General features: G+C 52.7%; 13 protein-coding genes. 3 read left to right on the top strand and 10 right to left on the bottom strand.

What is annotated here, in order from left to right:
- Positions 1-66: 66 nt before the first annotated feature.
- Entirely contained in the window at positions 67-1,542 is a 1,476-nt protein-coding gene (locus tag J4E05_RS05120) for a carnitine 3-dehydrogenase (RefSeq protein WP_349592960.1), read from the bottom strand.
- A complete protein-coding gene (gene bcoG / locus J4E05_RS05115) occupies positions 1,542-2,453 on the bottom strand; it encodes a 3-dehydrocarnitine:acetyl-CoA trimethylamine transferase BcoG (protein WP_349592957.1) in 912 nt (303 codons plus the stop codon). Before bcoG ends, J4E05_RS05120 begins: the two co-directional genes overlap by 1 nt.
- 99 nt (positions 2,454-2,552) lie before the next feature.
- Between bcoG and J4E05_RS05110 the strand changes: the two genes are divergently transcribed.
- The gene (locus J4E05_RS05110) at positions 2,553-3,494 is read left to right on the top strand and encodes a GlxA family transcriptional regulator (RefSeq protein WP_349592954.1); all 942 of its coding nucleotides are present in this window, start codon (positions 2,553-2,555) and stop codon (positions 3,492-3,494) included.
- 126 nt (positions 3,495-3,620) lie between these two features.
- Here the strand turns inward: J4E05_RS05110 and J4E05_RS05105 are convergent, their stop codons facing one another.
- From J4E05_RS05105 to J4E05_RS05080, 6 genes are all read right to left on the bottom strand, one after another.
- The gene (locus J4E05_RS05105; RefSeq protein ID WP_349592951.1) at positions 3,621-4,772 is read right to left on the bottom strand and encodes a nickel/cobalt transporter; all 1,152 of its coding nucleotides are present in this window, start codon (positions 4,770-4,772) and stop codon (positions 3,621-3,623) included.
- Positions 4,708-5,403 carry a DUF1007 family protein gene (locus J4E05_RS05100; RefSeq protein ID WP_349592948.1) on the bottom strand — a complete coding sequence of 232 codons (696 nt, stop codon included), beginning with the start codon at positions 5,401-5,403 and terminating at the stop codon, positions 4,708-4,710. Before J4E05_RS05100 ends, J4E05_RS05105 begins: the two co-directional genes overlap by 65 nt.
- The gene (gene znuA, locus J4E05_RS05095) at positions 5,372-6,400 is read right to left on the bottom strand and encodes a zinc ABC transporter substrate-binding protein ZnuA (RefSeq protein ID WP_349592945.1); all 1,029 of its coding nucleotides are present in this window, start codon (positions 6,398-6,400) and stop codon (positions 5,372-5,374) included. The genes J4E05_RS05100 and znuA overlap by 32 nt, the downstream gene beginning before the upstream one ends.
- Before the next feature lie 477 nt (positions 6,401-6,877).
- The gene (locus J4E05_RS05090) at positions 6,878-8,443 is read right to left on the bottom strand and encodes a SpoVR family protein (protein ID WP_349592942.1); all 1,566 of its coding nucleotides are present in this window, start codon (positions 8,441-8,443) and stop codon (positions 6,878-6,880) included.
- Positions 8,440-9,777 carry a YeaH/YhbH family protein gene (locus J4E05_RS05085; RefSeq protein WP_349592939.1) on the bottom strand — a complete coding sequence of 446 codons (1,338 nt, stop codon included), beginning with the start codon at positions 9,775-9,777 and terminating at the stop codon, positions 8,440-8,442. Before J4E05_RS05085 ends, J4E05_RS05090 begins: the two co-directional genes overlap by 4 nt.
- A gap of 95 nt (positions 9,778-9,872) precedes the next feature.
- Entirely contained in the window at positions 9,873-11,819 is a 1,947-nt protein-coding gene (locus tag J4E05_RS05080) for a PrkA family serine protein kinase (protein WP_085589477.1), read from the bottom strand.
- 582 nt (positions 11,820-12,401) lie between these two features.
- On the opposite strand from J4E05_RS05080, the gene J4E05_RS05075 reads away from it, so the two are divergent.
- Both J4E05_RS05075 and J4E05_RS05070 read left to right on the top strand, forming a co-directional pair.
- A complete protein-coding gene (locus J4E05_RS05075) occupies positions 12,402-12,734 on the top strand; it encodes a rhodanese-like domain-containing protein (protein WP_085589480.1) in 333 nt (110 codons plus the stop codon).
- 209 nt (positions 12,735-12,943) lie between these two features.
- Positions 12,944-13,579 carry a LysE family translocator gene (locus J4E05_RS05070; protein WP_349592935.1) on the top strand — a complete coding sequence of 212 codons (636 nt, stop codon included), beginning with the start codon at positions 12,944-12,946 and terminating at the stop codon, positions 13,577-13,579.
- 76 nt (positions 13,580-13,655) lie between these two features.
- Here the strand turns inward: J4E05_RS05070 and J4E05_RS05065 are convergent, their stop codons facing one another.
- Together J4E05_RS05065 and J4E05_RS05060 are read right to left on the bottom strand one after the other, a co-directional pair.
- Positions 13,656-14,300, bottom strand: coding sequence for an NrsF family protein (locus J4E05_RS05065; protein ID WP_349592932.1), 645 nt, complete (start codon positions 14,298-14,300; stop codon positions 13,656-13,658).
- Positions 14,301-14,311: 11 nt separating this feature from the next.
- Positions 14,312-14,839, bottom strand: coding sequence for a sigma-70 family RNA polymerase sigma factor (locus J4E05_RS05060; RefSeq protein WP_349592930.1), 528 nt, complete (start codon positions 14,837-14,839; stop codon positions 14,312-14,314).
- Between the last annotated feature and the right edge of the window lie 147 nt (positions 14,840-14,986).

Raw genomic sequence — 14,986 nt, 5'->3', positions numbered from 1 at the left:
GGTTTTTAATGCGACACGGCCCGAAATACATGTTTCGGGCCGTGTTTATTTGTATCCATCACAGGGTCAGGCGTTTGTTTGTCCAACATGGCGTCCGGCACCGTCGGGTTTTGCCAGTTTTGCATGGGCTTCGCCAAATTCTTTCAGGCGACGGGCCACGTCCGCGTCCGGGGTGCAGGCCCGTCGTGTTGTAAGGTCCACATGGATCAGCAGCGTTTCACAGGTGGCAACAATGCCGCCATCCTTGCCATATAGCGTGTGAAACAGGTGCATTTTTTTACCTTCGGCCATCATGACCTGGCTGGTGATGGTAATGGTATCGCCAGCACCGGCTTCGGACAGATGGCGCAAATGGGTTTCGGCGGTAAAGAAACTTTTGCCCTTGGCGATATAGGCATCATCGGCACCAATTAGTGCCATAAACGTATCGCTGGCCTGGGCAAATGCCTCCAGATAATGGGCTTCGTTCATATGGCCGTTATAATCGGTCCAGCTTTGCGGCACCTGGCGGCAAACGGTTTGCGGTAATGTGTGTGGGCCGGATGCCGGTTTTTTATCGCTAAGGGCTTTTTCATGGTCATTAATGGTGCCGCCCGCACCGCTACCCGATTTTTTAAGGGCGCGCATCATTCCGACCAGATTATCATCGCGCAGGCGTTCCAGCTCGCGGATCGATAACGCGCCTGATTGCGCGTCGGACTGGGCGGCGATTTTGGCAATCAGTTCGGGCGTTAAATCCGGCACATCCATTAATTTGGTCCAGGGCCATTTCAGGGCCGGGCCAAACTGGGCAATGAAATGCGCCATGCCTGCTTCGCCGCCCGCAATGCGATAGGTTTCAAACAGGCCCATCTGTGCCCAGCGCAAACCGAAACCAAAGCGAATGGCATCGTCAATTTCTTCGGTGGTGGCAATGCCGTCATTCACCAGCCACAGACCTTCCCGCCACACGGCTTCTAGCAATCGGTCGGCAATGTGGGCATCGATTTCCTTGCCGATGACCAGGGGTTTAAGACCAACATCGCGCAAGATGGCGCAACCACCTTCAACAAAAGCCTTGTCGGATTGCTCTGATGCTACAATTTCGATTAATGGCAGCAAATAAACCGGGTTAAACGGATGGGCGACGACGATCTGGCCCGGGCGGCTTGCCCCTTCTTGCAATTCAGATGGTTTAAACCCTGATGTGGACGAGCCAATAACAGCGTTTTCATCAGCATGTTGCTGAATTTCAGCCAGAATACGATGTTTGATCTTTAGCTGTTCGGGGGCACTTTCCTGCACCCAGCGTGCATCTTTTACGGCGTGTGCAATCGAGGAACAAAAGATCAGCTTTCCTTCATCGGGCAGGGCGGTGTCATACAGGGCAGGCAGGCTGCGCCGGGCATTTGCCAATACGGCGGCAATTTTGCGTTCGGCTTCCGGGTCGGGGTCGTAAACGGCAACATCCCAGCCATTTAACAAAAACCGGGCAATCCAGCCGCCGCCGATAACGCCGCCACCGATAATTGCCGCTTTATGGGGGGGATTTTTCATCGCCATTATTTCGGCTCCCGTTTGGTCAGGCCAAGCTTTTTGCGCACGGCGTCGGGACCAATCACATTGGCACCCATGCGTTCAATAATACCGGCTGCGCGTTCCACCAGCTGGGCATTTGTTGCCAGCACGCCTTTTTTCAAAAACAGGTTATCTTCCAGCCCAACGCGCACATTGCCGCCTGCCAAAACCGATGCGGCCACAAACGGCATTTGATCCCGGCCCAGCGAAAATGCCGACCAGTTCCAGTCCTCGGGGACGTTATTGACCATCGCCATAAAGGTATTCAAATCATTGGGGGCGCCCCACGGAACCCCCATGCAAAGCTGCACCAGGGCCGGGCTGGTTAAAATGCCTTCGGCTACCAGTTGTTTGGCAAACCACAAATGCCCGGTATCAAAGGCTTCAATTTCGGGTTTTACACCAAGATCAGTCATCATTTGCCCCATAGTGCGTAACATGCCCGGGGTGTTGGTCATGACATAATCGGCTTCGGCAAAATTCATCGTGCCGCAGTCCAGCGTGCAAATTTCGGGCAGGCAGTCGGCAATATGGGCCATGCGCTCGGTCGCGCCGATCATATCCGTGCCCGCCGGGTTTAAGGGCAGGGGGGCTTCGGCTGATCCAAAAACAATGTCGCCCCCCATGCCGGCTGTCAGGTTCAAAATGACGTCAATATCGGCAGCACGGATGCGTTCGGTTACCTCGCGGTAATAGCCCGGGTCGCGCGACGGTGCGCCGGTTTTGGGATCGCGCACATGACAATGAACAATCGCGGCACCGGCACGTGCGGCGTCAATGGCGGAATCTGCTATTTCCTTTGGGGAGCGCGGCACATGTGGCGATTTATCTTGCGTTGCCCCCGACCCGGTAACGGCGGCAGTGATAAAAACGTCGCGGTTCATTGTTAATGGCATGATGCAATTCCTGTTTTTGTGGTTGCAACAGCCTAGCCTGAATTGAAACAGTGGTATTTGCTAATAATGCCAGTTATTTTGCTGATTATGCCAGATCAGATGTCGACTTTTCGCTTTTTATTGTTTGACGGTTTTTCAAACATGGTTCTTGCCAGCGCCCTGGAACCGTTGCGGGCTGCGCGCGATATGACAGGAACGCCTGACATTCGCTGGCAAATTTGCACGCTTGATAACGCTGTGGTGCAAAGTTCCAGTGGTATCCGGATTATGCCCGATGATGATAATACAACGGCAAGCACCGTTGATTATTTGATGGTGGTTGCCGGTTATAATGTGCGCGACCATGTGTCATCGCGGGCGATGGCGCAATTACGCCAGTTATCCAGCCGTGCGGTGCGCGTTGCCGGGCTTGATACCGGGGCATGGTTGTTGGCGGCTGCGGGGTTGCTAGATGGGGGCAGTGCAACCATTCATTGGCAGGAAGCCAGCGATTTTGCCGAAACCTTCGATGATATTTCCCACAGCCGGCAACGTTTTGTTGAGGCCGGGAAATATATCACCTGTGGTGGTGCATCGACGGTACTGGATCTGATGTTGCATTTGCTGTCGCAAAAATTTGGCGCGGCAACCGCCTTTAACGTTGCAAACTTGTTTGTGTATGATGCCGAACGACAATATGGCAGCGGACGGGGTGCTAACATTCTGAAGCATCGCGCCGATACACCGGGTTTCTTAACGGCCATTGATGTGATGATGGACCATATCGAACAGCCGGTCTCGCTTGATGAAATTGCCCGGCGGGCATCCATGTCACTACGATCGCTGGATCGGTTGTTTCATCGTGAATTGGCAATGTCGCCGGGAAAATATTATCAAATGATCCGGTTGGCCCGCGCGCGTGATTTGGCCGGGCATACCGGCCTGTCGGTGGCCCAAATTGCGCTTCAAACCGGTTTTGCCTCGACCGCCACGCTCAGCCGAGCTTTTCGCACCCAATATGGCACACCGATCAGCACGTTCCGACGTCCACGAAAGGGATAATAAGGGGAAAATGCCGATGTTGGATTTTGCCTCGTGCATCGCGGTGGTCGTGCGGGTCAGCCTTTGGTGCGTGTGCGAACGGGGGTAATTTGCTGGCCGTAGAATACGGTGTGCCATGCTGTATTGCTATATCCAGCCCAGTTGATGACTGGCAGATAAAAACAGCACAACGCCAAAAAGCGTAATCAGGGCGGCGCCGCCAAAACCGACAATGCGGCGGACCCATTGTGAAACGGCTGGTGGCAGGGAAAACAGTTTCCGGCTGCTAAAACGAATGCCAATTGCGGCAAGGCCGATGGCGCTTACTGTAAGGGCCACCCCAAAAGCCATGGCAAAAGCCGCAGCAATGCCCAGTAAAAACAGGCCATTCGCCAGCGTAAATAACAACATCAGGATCGATCCGGTGCAGGGGCGCAAACCGACAATAATCGCGCTGATAATGCCGTTTGTTCGGCTTTGACGGGTCGATGTTTCGGGGGGATGGCCGGCATGTGATGCCTGTGTTGCCGGTGCGGCGTGTGCGTTGGGGTGGTGATCGTGATGACTGTGATTGTGGTCATGTTCATGATCGTGGTGATGGTGGTGTTCATGTCCATGGTCACAGCAATCGTCCCGTCCCTGGGCAATGCGCAGGCACATATACCCCCCCATAACCACAATCAGCGCATAAGATGCCAGCTCCAGCAGCAAGCCGTTGCGGGTGATCGCCGCCGGGCCAAGGTTGAAAATTAATCCCAGTGTTCCGACCAGTACAATTGCACTAACAGCCTGGGTTGCTGCAATTAACCCGCCCATGGCAATACCCTGTTTCCAGCCAGCATCGCGCGACAGGAAATAGGTACTGGTCACCATTTTACCATGGCCGGGGCCCGCAGCATGAAACACGCCATAGGCAAAGGACAGGGCAATAATGCCAAGGGCGGGCCACCAGCTGTTGCCTTGTTTGGCATCGCGCAGGGTTTGCGTCATGTCGCGATTAAGCTGTGTCTGAATTTTCATGGCCCCGCCAACAATCCCGGCCAGCCAGTCTGGCATCGCCAAGACCGGTTCTGTTTGCGTGATGTCGGAAGGTGGGCTGCGCCGACCCAACAGTTCGGCGGTTTGGGCATGGGCGGCGTGCGGGCTGATCACGGCAAAAAAGGCAAGTATCAACAGGGCTGCTACAACGGCATTATGGTGCCGTGGTCTTTTGAAAAGATCGCGAAAAAAGCCCTTAATGGCAGGTAATATCGGCGCGTTGCGGCGACACCATGTCGTAATAGATGCGATGTTTGTCATCTTCGCCCATCTTGTAGCTGCATGTTATGCCATCATTGCCGGAAAACGAAATCGGGTTGTCTTTGGCAAAACCGACATCAATGTAATATTCAGAATCATAAACCGATAATCCGATCTGATCGGCAATCGGGTCCACCGGTTCGGCCAGATTTAGGGTGAAGCTGTATTTCACCCGGCCGTCATCCGTGATATCGGCGACAAAATCCTGAAATCCGGCAATTTTCATGACTTTTTCATTCCGGCGCAAATAGGTCAGAAAACCGATATCGGCCGGCGCGATAAATGCGTTGTCGCGCACTTCATCGTTTTCGGCGTCGAAAAACCGGCGATCATGATTGTGATCAAACTGGTCCATCACGGTCAGGCTGAACATGTCATCAAAAACCCAGACCATGCGAATGGCCGATATTTTTTTGCCGGTAAAAATCATGGTTGCCTGTGTATCAAGCCAGACATGGGGGTGGGCCCGTGCCGCCGGGGCGGACGCGATTATGGCAACAAGGCCAAACATGGCGGCAATGGCGATGCGGTGCATGAAACGGAAAAAGCGCGCGCCCCGTAAAACGGAGCGCGACGCCTTTACCAGAAAGGTTAGGGGTTTAACCTTTGAGGCAACTCGCCAACGCGTCAATATTCTGCGACAAAATATCAATATAGGCACTTGGTCCGGCGTCAATATTGGCTCCTAGCGGGTCCAGTGTTCCGATGCGTGCGCCGGTATCGGCGACGATGGACTGGACAAGGGCAGGTTTGAATTGCGGCTCGGCAAAGACACAGGCCGCACCGCTTGATGTGATTTTGTCTTCAATGTCATGCAGACGTTTGGCACCTGGTTTGCGATCCGGTGAAATGGTGATGGAACCGACAGCCTGTAAACCAAAGCTATGTTCAAGATACTGATAGGCGTCGTGGAAAACGATAAAAGGTTTATCTTTTACGGGCTGAATCCGTTTTACCAGATCATCGGTTGTTGCATCGATTTTGCCAAGCAGGCTTTTCAGGTTCGCGCGATAAAAATCGGCGTGGGGCGGATCAATTTCTGCCAGCTCTTCAGTAATGTCTCGGGCAATGGCTTTACCGTTTTTGGGGCTCATCCAGATATGCGGGTCGCCTTCGTCATGATGATGCTCGTGGTCGTGGTCATGATCATGGGCTTCATGTTCATGAGCGTGTTCATCATGATCATGGTCGTGATCGTGGGCCTCATCACCGTCATCATGATGGTCTTCATCTCCATGATGATGGGCTTCCCATGCGCCGCCTTCGCGCATGGCCAAGGTTGAAATGCCATCGGCCTCGGCCAATTCCATAATTTTTGCTTTGCCCGAAAGCGACGCCAGCGGTTTGTTTAAAAATGCCTCCAGATCGGGGGAAACATAAATCACCAGGTCTGCATTTTGCAGCGCACTGGCTTCGCTGGGGCGCAGGGAATAGGTGTGTGGAGATGCCGCCCCCTTAACCAGCAGTTCCGGTTCGCCAACACCTTGCATGATCGCCGCAGCAATCGAATGGATCGGCTTGATTGAAGCAACAACATGAGGGGCATCTGCAGCCTGTGAAGATGTAGGCAGCACAAACTGGGCGGCGGCAAGCAGGGCACCGGTAAACAGCAAACGTGATTTGAACATTGGATATCCGTTATGGCAGGGGGCAAAAACGATGATTTGTTATGTTATAACGTTTCTCTTTTGTCAAAGAGAAAACGACACATGCCATCGGGATTTCATAATCGGCGCAAAAATTGCCCTGCAAACCGGGGCTAAAAATGAACGGCTTTTGGTGAACAAATACCGGCATGGATTTGAGATCGGATGATCTTTTTAGATGCTAGTGACTGAGTCAATTAAAAGCAAAGGGATGACCCAAAGCAATAATTTCGAAATCAAAACGAGAAAACTTCAAATGATGTTTTATTGGGCATGTATTTGTAGTTTATAGGTTTTTATGCGCCCACCTGCGAAAGTTTCGTTTCACATTCACAATGTTTCAGGCGCTGAGCCGGTTAAACCTGTATGGCACACGGAAACGTCATAAAGGCCGCTTCATGATGGGGAAGCGGCCTTGCTGTTAGGGAAAATTGCTGGTTAGCCGAACATTCATTTGGCTTATGAGGATGTCAGATCGCTTGGGGTGTAATGTGTTTCATGCAGGATTTCGCCACTGTCATTATCAATGGCCTGCAAAGTAACACCATAACCCCATAACTGGCCGATATAGCCCAGTGTCAGTTCGGCTTCGGATTTATCAAGCCGGATGCCATCATGCTGGGTATGGGCAATATAAAGCTGGCGGTTGCCGCGCAAATCAACATCAACCACTTGCAAATCGGGTTCGCGCACCGACAGGTCGTGCATCCGTGCCAGGGCCCGGCGCACATTGCGATAGCCATTGTCGTCATGAATGGCACCAACTTCAAGATGCGGGGCCGATGCATGGTCGTTGATCATGAACATTTTCATATCGCGCATCAGTTTGGGCGATAGAAATTGCAGAATAAAACTTTCATCACGATAGTGCGCCCATGCATCGCACAATGTCGGGATCGGGGCATTGTTACCGGCAATATCAGGAAACCATTTACGGTCTTCCTCCGTCGGGGCAACACATATGCGGTGAATATCCTGCATCATGGCAAAACCCAGCGCATAGGGGTTAAAGCCGGAATAACGCTGGTCGTCGAACTCGGGCTGGAAGACCACCTTTGAATGCGAATCGATAAATTCCATGATCGCACCCTCAGAGATTAGTCCCTTGTCATAAAGCCGGTTCATGATGTGATAATGCACATAACAGGCACAACCTTCATTCATGACCTTGGTTTGTTTTTGCGGGTAAAAATACTGGCCGATATTACGCACGATTCGCAAAATTTCGCGTTCCCACGATTGCAGGCCAGGCGCGTTCTTTTCTAAAAAATACAACAGGTTTTCTTCGGGCAGGCCAAATTGCGCCCGGCGTTGTTCCATGCGCTGACGCCGGATTTGTTCGTCCTGGGTTTCGTTGTCTTCTTCGGCCTGGGGCAGGGTGCGCCATAAATCGTTATAGGTTTCGTCTTCGTATTTGGCGCGTTCGCGTTCGCGCTCCAGCTCAACGGCCAGATTGGGTTTTTCCGGGTGGGAATACCGGTTTACCCCGTGGTCCATCAGGGCGTGCGCGGCATCAAGAATGCGTTCAACCGCATCAAAGCCAAACCGGTCTTCACATTTGGCGATATAGCGTTTGGCAAATTGCAGATAATCGAGAATCCCGTCGGCATCGGTCCATTGTTTGAACAGGTAATTGTTTTTGAAAAAATGGTTATGCCCAAAGGCGGCATGGGCCATCACCAATGCCTGCATGCCAATGGTGTTTTCCTCCATCACATAGGAAATACACGGGTTGGAATTGATAACAATTTCATAGGCCAGCCCCTGGTATCCCTTGCGATACATCACATCATCGCGCACGAAGCGTTTGCCAAACGACCAGTGATGATACATCAGCGGCATGCCAATCGACGAATAGGCATCAAGCATTTGCTCGGACGTGATCACCTCGATCTGGTTGGTATAGACATCAAGGTGCATTTCATTGATCGCGATATCTTCAATCGCATCATAGGTGGCTTTCAGGGTGTTAAAATCCCAATCGGCACCGTCAAACAGCAATTTGTGTTCCGGTCTTTTGCTCATATCCGGGCCTCCGACTTGTTTTTGGCAAACAGTTCGCGAAAAACCGGAAAAATATCCGCAGCCTTGGTCACCCGTTTCAGGGCAAAGCGTGAATTTCGGGCTTGTGCCAGCGGGGCATAGGCCTTCCACAATGCGGTTTCGCCTTCAGCGGACGAAAAAATCTCGGCTTCGCGTTCGTCGGTAATTTCGATATAGGCGTAATACTGGCATTTCGGCAGCAAATCTTCGGCCAGAAGGGCGGTGCATTTGGCCCCGTCATTGGAATAGTTATCGCCGTCCGATGCCTGTGCGGCATAGATATTCCATTGATCAGTCGGGTAGCGGTCTTTCAGGACGCGTTTCATTTCTTCAAGGGCGGTGGAAACAATGGTGCCCCCGGTTTCGCGCGAATAGAAAAATGTTTCTTCATCCACCTCGGATGCGCGTGATGTGTGGCGGATAAATACCACCTCCACATGTTCATACCGGCGATGTAAAAACATATGCAACAGCATGAAAAACCGTTTCGCCAGTTCCTTCATCTGTTCAGACATCGACCCGGAAACATCCATCAGGCAAAACATTACTGCCTGTGTGTTCGGGTCGGGGATTTGGCGAAACTGATTATAACGGGTGTCGATCGGGTCGATAAAGGCGATGGCACGGCTGCGACGTTTGGCTTCATCAAGTTCGGCCTGCAAAACCTGTAACGCCTTGTTGTTTTCCTGCCTTTTTGCTTCGGGCAGGCTGTTTTCATCTTCTTTCAGCCGGGCAATTTTTTCTTCCAGTTCGCGAATTTCGCTGTTTTTAGGCCGGCGCAGGCCAATACGCCGTGCAAGCGAATTACGCATGGTGCGCACAAGGTTGAGATTGGCGGGCGAACCTTCCACCGAATAACCGGCGCGCGCAGTGCGAAAGGCGGTGGTTTGTTTCAGGCTTTTTTTCAAAAGATCGGGCAGTTCCAGATCTTCGAAAAAGATATCGAGAAACTCGTCACGGGTTAGCACAAATTGAAACTGGTCCTCGCCATCGCCATCCGGGCTGGCTTGTGACCCACCGGCACCGCCATCACCGCCATTCGGGCGGGCAATACGGTCGCCAGGGACAAATTTTTTGTTGCCCGGCAGCACATAATTGCGGTCTCCGCCGCGCCCGGCATGGTGAAAACCGGGTTCGCGCAGGGTTTTACCGGGTATGGTGATCTGGTCGCCATTATCGATATCGGTGATGCCGCGCGTTTTGATCGATTCTTCTACTGCTTTTTTGATTTGGGCTTTGGCGCGGCGCATAAATCGCTGGCGATTGCCAAGGCTTTTACCTTTGGGGTTTTTGCGGCGGTCAATGATATGAAACATGGGCGGTGTATCCTAAAAACGCAGGGGCAGGGCAGAACCCGGCGCCGGGTGATGAAAGGGGAAAACACCACCCGGCGGGGGCAATGCGGGGCAAATCAGCCCGCCTTGTTGACGCGCATATACCATTCGACCAGACGACGGGTCTGACGTTCGGTATAGCCACGCTCAATCATGCGTTTGACGAACTCGTTATGTTTCTTTTCGCTTTCGCCATCTTTTTTTGACCCAAAGGAAATAACGGGCAACAGGTCTTCAACCTGGCTGAACATGCGTTTTTCAATCACATCGCGCAGTTTTTCGTACGATGTCCAGGACGGGTTTTTGCCTTTGTTATTGGCACGTGCGCGCAGGGCAAATTTGACGACTTCGTTGCGGAAATCCTTGGGGTTGGCGATGCCCGCCGGCTTTTCGACCTTCGACAGTTCCTGGTCAATAATCTTGCGATCCAGAAGCTGGCCGGTATCGGGGTCTTTGAAATCCTGGTCTTCAATCCAGGCATCGGCATAGGCCACATAACGGTCAAACAGGTTCTGGCCGTAGTCGGAATAACTTTCAAGATAGGCTTTCTGGATTTCCGCCCCGATAAACTCGGCATAGCGCGGGCCCAGCTCGGCCTTGATGAATTCCATATATTCCTTTTCGCGTTCTTCGGGGTATTGCTCGCGCCGGATCGCCTGTTCCAGCACATACATCAAATGGACCGGGTCGGCGGCGACCTCGTGGGTATCGTGGTTGAAGGTTTCCGAGAGAACTTTAAAGGCAAACCGGGTGGAAATGCCGTCCATGCCTTCGTCAACACTGGCCGAATCGCGATATTCCTGCATCGATTTGGCTTTGGGGTCGACATCTTTCAATGTTTCGCCGTCATAGACCCGCATTTTGGAATACAGGTTGGAATTTTCATGTTCCTGAAGGCGCGACAGAATCGAAAACTGTGCCAGCATTTTAAGCGTACCGGGGGCGCAGGACCCTTGTTCAAGTTCCGACCCTTGCAGCAATTTGTCGTAAATGCTGGTTTCCTCGGTAACGCGCAGGCAATAGGGCACCTTGATCACGCTGATCCGGTCAATAAAGGCTTCGTTGTTTTTATTGGCCTTGAAGGTCTGCCATTCTGCTTCGTTTGAATGGGCCAAAATCATGCCCTGAAACGGGATCGACCCGAGGTTTTCCGTGCCGATATAGTTGCTTTCCTGTGTTGCCGTCAGCAAGGGGTGCAGCATTTTGATCGGGGCCTTGAACATTTCAACAAATTCAAGCATGCCCTGATTGGCGCGGTTTAACCCGCCGGAATAGGAATAGGCATCGGGGTCGTTCTGGCTGAAATATTCCAGTTTGCGGATATCAACCTTGCCGACCAGCGATGAAATATCCTGGTTGTTTTCGTCACCCGGTTCGGTTTTGGCAATGCCGATTTGACGCAGCCGTGACGGCAGCAATTTGACCACCGAAAATTTCGACAAATCGCCTTCAAATTCGTCCAGCCGTTTAACCGCCCAGGGCGACATCAAACCGGTCAGGCGGCGTTTGGGAATGCCATATTTATCGTTAATGGCGTCGCCCATCTTGGCAGGGTTAAACAGGCCAAGCGGGCTTTCAAATACCGGGCTTATGTCATTTCCGGCTTTCAGAACATAAATCGGTTCCTGTTCCATCAATTCCTTAAGCCGTTCCGCAAGCGAACTTTTGCCGCCGCCTACGGGGCCCAGCAGATAAAGAACCTGCTTGCGTTCTTCCAGTCCTTGGGCGGCATATTTGAAAAAACCGACAATGCGTTCAATGGTTTCTTCCATACCAAAAAAGTCGGCAAAGGCCGGGTATCGCTTGATCGTGCGGTTTAGAAAGATGCGGCCAAGGCGCGAATCTGTCGATGTATCGATCAGTTCGGGTTCGCCAATGGCCTTGATCATGCGTTCGGCCGCCGACGAATAGGCCGATGGATCATCGCGGCATAAATTAAGATAGTCGCGAATGGTCAGTTCGGTTTCGCGTTTTCCGTCATAGCCTTCCGCATATAGCTCGAAGATATCCTGGTCTTCAGCCATGGCGCGGTCTCCTTTCCAAAATTATCGCACGTCGTTGGTCTGTAAAAAGGGTCCGGTTCTCTTGTTGCAATTCTCCCGGTCGGTGTTTCAGGCACTACTTCAGGCGCGTGTGCCGCTTGTTGTTGTGGGCCTTGCGGGGAATGCGGGCGCAAATGTCCCCGAAAATGTATGAAAAACTGACACCTATGGCGTCAAAACAGCTTTAAATGCGAAAATTGGCGTCGATCAGACCCGATTAGACACGGAGGGCAAACCGCAATTGATGCCGGTTTGCCAAATTGTTCATCCATTATGTCCGCGATATGCTTGCTGGGCGGCGGAATTGAAATATTCCGCTTGCATAAGCCCCCGAGGCAAGTCCAGAGCGACGGGATGAAACCTTGCTTCTCTACAGTTTAACGTGGTTACTGCATTGCGACACTGCAATGTCAAACTTCAAAAAGTTTAGTGTGTTTTTATTGGTTTAAACGGGTTTACCGTTCACAAATTGGTGACGTAACACATACGCCATGCTTTGGTTGCACATGTTATGTGCGTCCGATTACGAGTGTGCCTGATGCGTGCAGGTCATGAAAGGAAACAATGTCAGATAATTCTGTATATTTTATTGACACCGCGGCCCTGAAGCAGATTTCGCAGGAAAAAAGTGCGCTGCTGGTAGATGTGCGCCAGCCCGATGAATTTGCCGGTGGCACCGTGCCCGGTGCCGTCAATATTCCGCTGGGAGACCTTGATATGTCTTCCCTGATCGATCAGACCGACGATATGGATCGTGACATCGTTTTTATCTGTGCGGTGGGGCAGCGTTCGTTTGGGGCGGCAAATGCGGCCCTTCCCCATCTTGATTGCAAGGTTATGACCCTTAAAGGTGGTTTGCAGGCGTGGGCACGCGACGGGTTTGTCATTCAGAAATAATTTCTGTTGTGTTCGACTCCTTGCGGTGATTTGACTTGTTCAAAGTCATTTCAGTCTGGCAGGCATTTTGGGCCATCGTATCGCTTGTGTACAATGGCACGGTTTACCGGGTTATTGCGGGTCGTGCCTGTCACGCTGCATTGTCTTTGCCTGTCGGGCGATGACTTTGGCCTGAGTCTTTGTTTTCCTGATTTTGCCGGACCATGACCATGCAATATGTTCCTTATCTGTTGACCGCCTATGCCATTTTCATGCTGGCTGTATTATCACCCGGGCCGAATTTTCTGGCGGTGACCGGTACGGCAATGACGGTTTCGCGCCGGGCAGGGCTGGGTCTGGCCCTTGGTGTTGGAAGTGGCACCTTTTGCTGGTCCAGCATGACGATGCTGGGTTTAACGGCTGTGCTTGCCGCTTCGGCGGATATCGCGCTGATTTTGCGCTGGGCGGGTGGGGCTTATCTGATGTTTCTGGGGTATAAATCCCTGCGGGCGGCATTGCGCCGCAATCGCCCGGTCTCTGAAACACCGGCAAATCTGATCGCTAACCCTGATCGGCCTTTCTGGCGTTATATTCGCCGTGGTCTTCTGGTGCAGGCCGGGAATCCCAAGGCAGCGCTGTTCTGGCTGTCTGTCATGTCGCTTGTTTTGCGCCCTGATGCCCCGGGGTGGGTGGCAGTTGCCATTGTGGTGGGCACAACGGCAATTTCATTTTGCTGGCATTTGGCCCTGGCCTGGTTCTTTTCCACGCCAGCCGTGATGCGGGTTTATCGCCGTGCCCAACGCACCATCGAAGGGGTGCTTGGCGCGATGTTTATTATTTTCGGAGGCAAACTTCTGGCCGGTTAAGCCGCGAATCCCGTTATTTCATTATCTTGTGCGGTTATCGGCTGCTGTTTTGCGCTAGGAACACATGTTGTGCTGCCTACCAGGCCAGCATGCGCCGTCCGATGGCAGCGCCAAGGGCGGTAACGATTCCAACCGCAATCGGATACCAGACCAGCAAAAACAGACCGGCATCATTGCGACACGCAATGGCATAGGTCATCGCAGCCAGTGCGCCCGCCAGCATACCGGCATAGGCACCGGTTTTACCGGGGCTAACGGTTGCGCCTTTACGTAAAAAATACATCAGCAATCCCAGCCCGGGCAGGGACGCGACAATGATGGTGGCAATACAAACAGGGGCCGCCAGGGGGGCCGCGCCCAGCCACGAACTGCCCGATTGATCGGTGATGATCCGAACCGCAATGATCATTAATACCGGCACAAAAATCAGGCGGGATGGCACATTGCCACCGGCAATCGCCAGTTCCCGCAGGGTTTTGAACGCGGCAATACCTGCCGCCAGCATGGCAATGACTTTAAAAAAGGTTGCCGGTGCCGTATCCATGGCAATCAAATCCGCCCGTGGGCCAACAAGGGCCAGAATGATCATCACCGCCATGATCACGCCCGCCAGCACACAGCCGACAAGCGCGCTGTGCAATTTGCGCGGTGAGGGGCCATTTGCGGTTCCGGCCTGGCTGGCAAGATTGCTGATAAGGTCATCGGTTTTAAGTGTGTTCATTCCCTGTTTCCCTATCCCTTGCCCGACCGTGCCGTATCAAAAAGCCGTGCCAGCGCGCGGTTAAAGGTTACACGGATGGATGCTTCACTGCGGTTAAGTTTTTGTGCGGCCTGCCGGACGGTGTCGCCTTCAATGGCAAGGGCATTCACCACGTCGTGCTGTTGCGATGGTAGAGCGGCCAGTTTCTTTTCGACATCCAGCGCCCGGCCGGGGTCAGATGATGTATCACCGATGATATCGGCCAGTTCATCCAGGCTGACATTCGCCTTGTGCGCGCGTTCGCGCGATGAGCGCCTTACGGCATCGACCAGCTTGTAATGCACAATACCGGCCAGCCATGGCTTGAAGGGGCGTTCTTCATCCCATGTATGGCGTTTGTCATGCAGCCCGATCAGAATTTCCTGCACCACATCCTCGGTTTCCTGTGGATCAAGGCCCAGCCGCCGCAACCTGCCGGGAATGCCGGTACGCAGGCTTTGTGCAATTTCCGCCAGCATCTGCCCATAGGCTTTCGCATCGCCCTGCCGTTCCGCGCGCATTGCGCTTTCCCAACGCTGTTGCCGGTTTTCTGTCAAAAGATCATTCCTGCTTGTCGCCGGGCAAGGGGCTCGCTTTTTCGTGAAGCGACGTGATCAGGCGCCATGTTTCATTTTTACCGGCCGCTCCGAACAACCTTATGGAAGCCT

The sequence above is a fragment of the Thalassospira sp. NFXS8 genome (assembly GCF_040148805.1).
GTDB lineage: Bacteria > Pseudomonadota > Alphaproteobacteria > Rhodospirillales > Thalassospiraceae > Thalassospira.
This window is presented reverse-complemented; position numbering and strand designations above follow the sequence as displayed.

Coding starts and splice junctions, on each gene's coding strand:
- J4E05_RS05060 (WP_349592930.1), bottom strand. CDS start 14,839: ATGCGCGCGGAACGGCAGGGCGATGCGAAAGCCTATGGGCAGATGCTG.
- J4E05_RS05085 (WP_349592939.1), bottom strand. CDS start 9,777: ATGTTTCATATCATTGACCGCCGCAAAAACCCCAAAGGTAAAAGCCTT.
- J4E05_RS05120 (WP_349592960.1), bottom strand. CDS start 1,542: ATGGCGATGAAAAATCCCCCCCATAAAGCGGCAATTATCGGTGGCGGC.
- bcoG (WP_349592957.1), bottom strand. CDS start 2,453: ATGCCATTAACAATGAACCGCGACGTTTTTATCACTGCCGCCGTTACC.
- J4E05_RS05070 (WP_349592935.1), top strand. CDS start 12,944: ATGCAATATGTTCCTTATCTGTTGACCGCCTATGCCATTTTCATGCTG.
- J4E05_RS05080 (WP_085589477.1), bottom strand. CDS start 11,819: ATGGCTGAAGACCAGGATATCTTCGAGCTATATGCGGAAGGCTATGAC.
- znuA (WP_349592945.1), bottom strand. CDS start 6,400: ATGTTCAAATCACGTTTGCTGTTTACCGGTGCCCTGCTTGCCGCCGCC.
- J4E05_RS05110 (WP_349592954.1), top strand. CDS start 2,553: ATGTCGACTTTTCGCTTTTTATTGTTTGACGGTTTTTCAAACATGGTT.
- J4E05_RS05105 (WP_349592951.1), bottom strand. CDS start 4,772: ATGACAAACATCGCATCTATTACGACATGGTGTCGCCGCAACGCGCCG.
- J4E05_RS05090 (WP_349592942.1), bottom strand. CDS start 8,443: ATGAGCAAAAGACCGGAACACAAATTGCTGTTTGACGGTGCCGATTGG.
- J4E05_RS05075 (WP_085589480.1), top strand. CDS start 12,402: ATGTCAGATAATTCTGTATATTTTATTGACACCGCGGCCCTGAAGCAG.
- J4E05_RS05065 (WP_349592932.1), bottom strand. CDS start 14,300: ATGAACACACTTAAAACCGATGACCTTATCAGCAATCTTGCCAGCCAG.